The sequence below is a fragment of the Okeania sp. SIO2F4 genome (assembly GCF_010672385.1).
GTDB lineage: Bacteria > Cyanobacteriota > Cyanobacteriia > Cyanobacteriales > Microcoleaceae > Trichodesmium.
On record NZ_JAAHGT010000623.1, the window covers coordinates 1 to 5,844 of the forward strand.

Here is a 5,844-nt window from a genome sequence, read left to right on the forward strand (position 1 = left end):
TACTATAATATTTTTCCCATTTTTACGACAAGACTGGGGAACTTGGAGTCCTTGGGGTCGATATCAACGTCAAATGCAACAACTGGATGAACTTCTATATGCTGAAATCAATGAACGTCGCGCTCAACTCGATCCGAATCGTACTGATATTCTCACATTAATGCTGTTGGCACGAGATGAAGAAGGCCAAGAGATGACCAACCAAGAGATTCGGGATGAGTTGATAACCATGTTAATTGCTGGTCACGAAACTACTGCAACAGCTCTAGCTTGGGCAGTTTATTGGGTTCATAAACAACCAGAAGTATATCAGAAGTTAATCGAAGAGTTGGAAACTCTGGAAACGGATGTTGACCCCATGACAATTTTCCGTTTACCCTATCTCACAGCAGTTTGTCAGGAAACCCTACGCATATATCCAGTAGGAATGCTAACATTTCCTCGCGTACCCACAAAACCTGTGGATTTACAGGGTCATAACTTAGAACCGGGTACATTGATTGTCGGTTGTATTTATTTGACTCACCAACGAGAAGATTTATATCCAGAACCGAAAAAGTTTAAACCAGAGCGATTTTTAGAGCGAAAATTTTCTGCCTATGAATATTTGCCCTTTGGAGGTGGTAGTCGTCGCTGTCTGGGAATGGCACTAGCAAATTTCGAGATGCGTTTGGTATTGGCAACATTAATATCTAATTTTGAGATGGCGTTGGCAGAAAATCGACCGGTGAAACCCCAACGTCGAGGATTGACTTTAGGACCTGCTGGTGGAGTCAAAATGTTGATGAAAGGTAAACGTAAGCAGGTAGAAAAGAAATCTCCCTCCGTTGCAACTGTATGATATATTCAGGACTTACGCATGAGGTACGAAAAACTAGGATTTGAGATTGCTTCCCTCTCGGTCGCAATGACTAAAATACCTTGTAGTGCGTAAGTCCTAATATTGTTCAGCCCTAATATTGTTCAGCTATATGAAGTTAATAGTAGAGTGAAATACTCATGCTTACTGTTAACTTCTGCTACTAAATAGTCTAAAAATTCACCATTAACTAACATGAAATCAATTCCCGGACCAAAAACACTCGCCCTCTTTCAGAGACTGCAATTGCTTCTCGCTCCACTCAATACTCTTGAATCCTATGCCAAGAAGTATGGAGATATTTTTACGATGATAACTGCTTCAGGTGAAACTGTGTTGGTCAGCAGTCCACAAACTTTGCAAGAGATATTGACAAAGGATAATAATGAGTATGAAGCTCCTGGTAATAAAATTTTACAATCAATGTTTGGGGAAGACTCAATGTTTGCGTTGTCAGGCGATCGCCACCGCCGAGAACGCAAATTATTAATGCCTCCCTTTCATGGCGACAGAATGCGGAACTATGGTGAGTTAATCTGTAATATCACCAAAGAAGCAGCCAGGAATTTAACAGTGAATCAAACATTTATTGCCCGTAAACTAATGCAAGAAATTACGATGCAGGTGATACTTCAAGCTGTTTTTGGTTTATATGATAGCCCCCGGTTATCAGAAATTAAGTCAATGTTGGCAGATTTTCTCGAACTCACAAGTTCTCCACTCCGAGCTAGTTTATTATTTTTTCCCTGGTTGCAAAAGGATTTAGGTCCTTGGAGTCCTTGGGGTAAGTATCAGCGACAACAACAAAAACTTAATGAACTCCTATATACAGAAATTGCCACTCGTCGTGCTCAACTAGATGAAAATCGTACTGATATTCTCACATTGATGCTATTAGCAAGAGATGAAGAAGGTCAAAGTATGACAGACCAAGAAATTCGGGATGAGTTGATGACCATGTTGGTTGCAGGTCATGAAACTACTGCAACAGGTCTATCTTGGGCGGTTTATTGGGTATACAAGCAGCCAGAAGTTTATGAGAAGCTAATGCAGGAATTAGCAACTCTAGAAACAGATACTGACCCCATGACAATTTTCCGTTTACCCTATTTGACAGCAGTTTGTCAGGAAACCTTACGAATATATCCGGTGATAATTTTGACAGCTATTCGTCGGACAAAACAACCTGTTGAGTTGCAAGGTTATCACTTGGAAGCAGGTACAATAATTCATGGTTGTATTCATTTGACTCACCAACGAGAAGATTTGTATCCAGAACCGAAAAAGTTTAAACCAGAACGATTTTTAGAACGACAATATTCTCCTTATGAATATTTGCCTTTTGGAGGAGGTAGTCGTCGCTGTTTGGGAATGGCACTAGCAAATTTCGAGATGCGGTTGGTATTGGCAACGTTGTTATCTAATTTTGAGATGGAATTAGCAGAAAATCAACCAGTGAAACCTCAACGTCGAGGAATAACTTTAGGACCTGCTGGTGGAGTAAAAATGCTGATGAAAGGAGAACGTAAGCAGGTAGAAAAGAAATCTCCCTCCGTTGCAGTTGTATGATATATAGTTAAGCTATCAGGACTTACGCAAAACAACGTATTTCTGTCATTGCGAGCGACAGGGAAGCAATCTCAAGTGACCAAAACTCGTTCCTAATGCGTAAGTCCTAGCTATATGAAGTTAACAGTAAAGTGAAATACTCATGCTTACTGTTAACTGCTGCCACTAAATAGTCCAAAAATTGATCGGTAATTAACATGAAATCAATCCCCGGACCAAAAACACCAACTTTGTTGCAAAAAATTCAATTTCTTCTCAACCCCATTAATAGTGTTGAATATGCTGCCAAGAAGTATGGAGATATTTTTACCATAGTAACTTTTTCTGGTAAAAAATTAGTGGTAGTAAACAACCCAAAAGACCTACAGGAAGTATTGACAAAAGATAATGGGAATGAGTATGAGGTTCCTACCAATAAAGCTTTTAAGCTTTTATTGGGGGAATACTCAATTGCTTTCTTAGAAGGCGATCGCCACCGCATTTTTTTCAAAAGTCCAGATAGAAAAATTTGAGAGAAATTTTAACAATTGAGATCGTGTAAAATCAACAAAATTTTGTCTTGTGGAGCGGAGAGATTGGGACTCATTTCATCTGTCATCAGGCTGTATGCAAAAGTCATCTGACAAAAAAAGATTCGTAAATTTTTCTTTGTATAGGTTGACTTCAGCAAAACTTTGTTCTAAAATCAAAAAGTGTGAATTCTAATGTTAGAAATTATGAATTTAATACACATTAAATTAAAATAAAAATAGATTAAAAAAAATCATTTTTTTAGAAGATAACTGAGTAGTAATAAATTTTACTAATCAGGAATATTAAAATTATTATCATGGTATCTAACAAAATTCTCATGGCATCTAACAAAAAAATTATTGAATCATTGGATAGCTCTACTGAAAAAGAAATAGTAAAAGAGATAGTTTTCATAGACTCTCATGTAGATAACTATCAAGATTTCGTCACAGAAGTTTCATCAGGAACAAAAGTATTTATTATAGAACCGAATGATGATGGTATTCAACAGATAACCAAAGTTATAAACAAATATTCTCAAATATCATCTATACATATAATTTCTCATGGTTCTCCAGGGTGCTTGTATCTAGGTAATAGTCAGTTAAATATTAATAACATTAACAATAATTACTCCGCAGCATTAAAAACTTGGTCTGTTACTAATATATTATTATATGGTTGTAATCTAGCTTCTGGAGATGCAGGTGCAGAATTTTTAGAAAAGTTGCACAAACTTACAGGAGCAAATATTGCAGCTTCTGGTAAAGCAACAGGTAGTTCTGCTTTGGGTGGAAACTGGGAGTTAGAAGTTACAAAAGGTGAAATAGAAGTTAGTTTACCATTTAGCGATCGGATTAAAAATCAATGGGAGCATATTCTCGATCCTTTTGAAAATCAGCCTTATTTTTTCCAAGTTCTTTCTGGTCGGCTCAATGTATTCAACCCCACGGAACTTAACTATATTGCTATAGGGGAGACTCACCAGCCTGGATATAATGCAGCAGGATTTAATAGACAAGACAATTTTATTTATGCAATTGAAGGTGTAAATGGAGTGCTAGGGACATCAGGAGATGTCATTCGTATTCATTCTGATGGAACAGTCGAGAAGGTATTGATTAATGATGTAGCTATTACTGTAAATGGAAATGTTCAATTAAACTCAGCGGATGTAGACGATGAGAATAATTTATGGGTAAGGACAGGTAATACACAACTAACCAGAATCAATCTTGAAACTGGTACTCAGACTCCTTTTGATCTTACTCCTACTCCTAGCGATCTTAGCTTAGCAAGAGTTTTAGATATAATCTACAACGATAACGATAACGATGATGGACGAAAATTCTATGGAGTAGACCCTGATGGCAGGATCTATACTATAGATCCATTTGCGGGTACTATTAGTGCAAGTCAAGCATCTGAAGTGATGCCAGATATTGACTCTCTACAGTTCGGTAACTGGGGAAATGGCGAAGCATATGGTGCTGCTTGGACTGATGCCGAGAATAATCTGTTCGTTAGCCAAAACAATGGAGAACAGTTGTACCAGATAAGTGATTACACTACTGATAGTCCAACAGCGAAAGCATTTATCCAGGCAGTGGAAACAAGGCGTAACGATGGAATGTCAGATCCGGATCAACCAGATCCAACAAATGTTTGGTTAATCGTTCCCGATCCTGACCCTGGTATTACAGAGATTCCTGATGTTAATGATCTTTTTGACTACGAAACTACTTTTACTGAAGATACAACACCTGTAAATATAGTTACAGATGAGGTCTCAATCTCAGATTTTCTTGGTGTAAGAGATGGTGACAATGATGATGTTGTAGGTTTTCTAAGTAGGGCTACTATTACCCTGAATAATCCTCAAGATACAGATGTATTACAGGTGGATGTAAATGCCCTACCTAACAATATAATTGCTGTTGTATCTGAATCTGGTGATTCTATTAGTTTGCAGGACATTGGATTCCAGGAGGGTGTTGAACAGCAAACAGGTCTTACTACAACAACAGGAAATTTTGAAACTGCTCTTCGAGCTGTTACATTTAATAACACCGATAATACTCCAGACACAACTCCAAGGGAAATAGATATTCAGATATTTGACTCTAGAAATGCAGGAGGAAATACATCTACCGTAACAATTGATGTTATTCCTGCTAATGATGCTCCTGCTTTTGTCAACCTAGATAATACTCCCACTTATGCTGTAGGTGGTGACGCAGTTGTTCTAGATAGTGATGCCACAATTACGGACCCAGAATTAGATGAGAGAGATAATTACAACGGTGCTACCCTCACCTTAGCCAGAAATGGTGAAGCAAGTATTGAAGATGTATTTAGTAGTACATCAGGAGCTTTGACACAAAATACTGACCTAACAGTAGGTGGTACAGTTATTGGTACAGTTACGACTAATAGTGGTGGAACATTAATACTATCATTTAATGGTAATGCTACAGGTGATTTAGTCGATCAAGCATTACAACAGATAGCTTATAGCAATACTAGTAGTACCGCTGGAGCAGTAACCATTAATTATACTATTAATGATGGTAATACAGCAGATGATGACCAAGGTATAGGAGGAGCATTAGAAGGGACTGGTTCTATTACTGTTAATATTACTTCTAACCAACCACCAACAGTCAATAGCAGTGATATTACCGTAGACGAAGGCATCCAAGACACAGGATTAGGACTAACTAATCATCAGGTGCAGTCATTTAACATTCATAAATGAAAGAGCTTTAGTTATTCCTAACCAAATTATTTTAATAGATAATCATTTCTTTTCACCATTAAATCAATATTTAAGGTAATTTAAACATAATTCCATTATTTTATAAAGAGTATTAGGAAAAATACTTATGAATAAAAACATCAAA

Annotated in this window: 4 protein-coding genes; all 4 read left to right on the forward strand. The window is 37.3% G+C overall.

The window, feature by feature from the left end; all coding sequences use genetic code 11:
• Positions 1-841, forward strand: an 841-nt coding sequence (locus tag F6K22_RS28975; protein WP_293106061.1) for a cytochrome P450, incomplete at its 5' end; no start/stop codon positions are given.
• A gap of 213 nt (positions 842-1,054) precedes the next feature.
• Positions 1,055-2,428, forward strand: coding sequence for a cytochrome P450 (locus tag F6K22_RS28980; protein WP_293106064.1), 1,374 nt, complete (start codon positions 1,055-1,057; stop codon positions 2,426-2,428).
• Between the two features lie 197 nt (positions 2,429-2,625).
• Positions 2,626-2,940: a cytochrome P450 gene (locus F6K22_RS28985; RefSeq protein WP_293106067.1), complete on the forward strand. Its 315-nt coding sequence runs from the start codon at positions 2,626-2,628 to the stop codon at positions 2,938-2,940.
• A gap of 317 nt (positions 2,941-3,257) precedes the next feature.
• A complete protein-coding gene (locus F6K22_RS28990; protein WP_293106070.1) occupies positions 3,258-5,699 on the forward strand; it encodes a DUF4347 domain-containing protein in 2,442 nt (813 codons plus the stop codon).
• Positions 5,700-5,844: the final 145 nt, after the last annotated feature.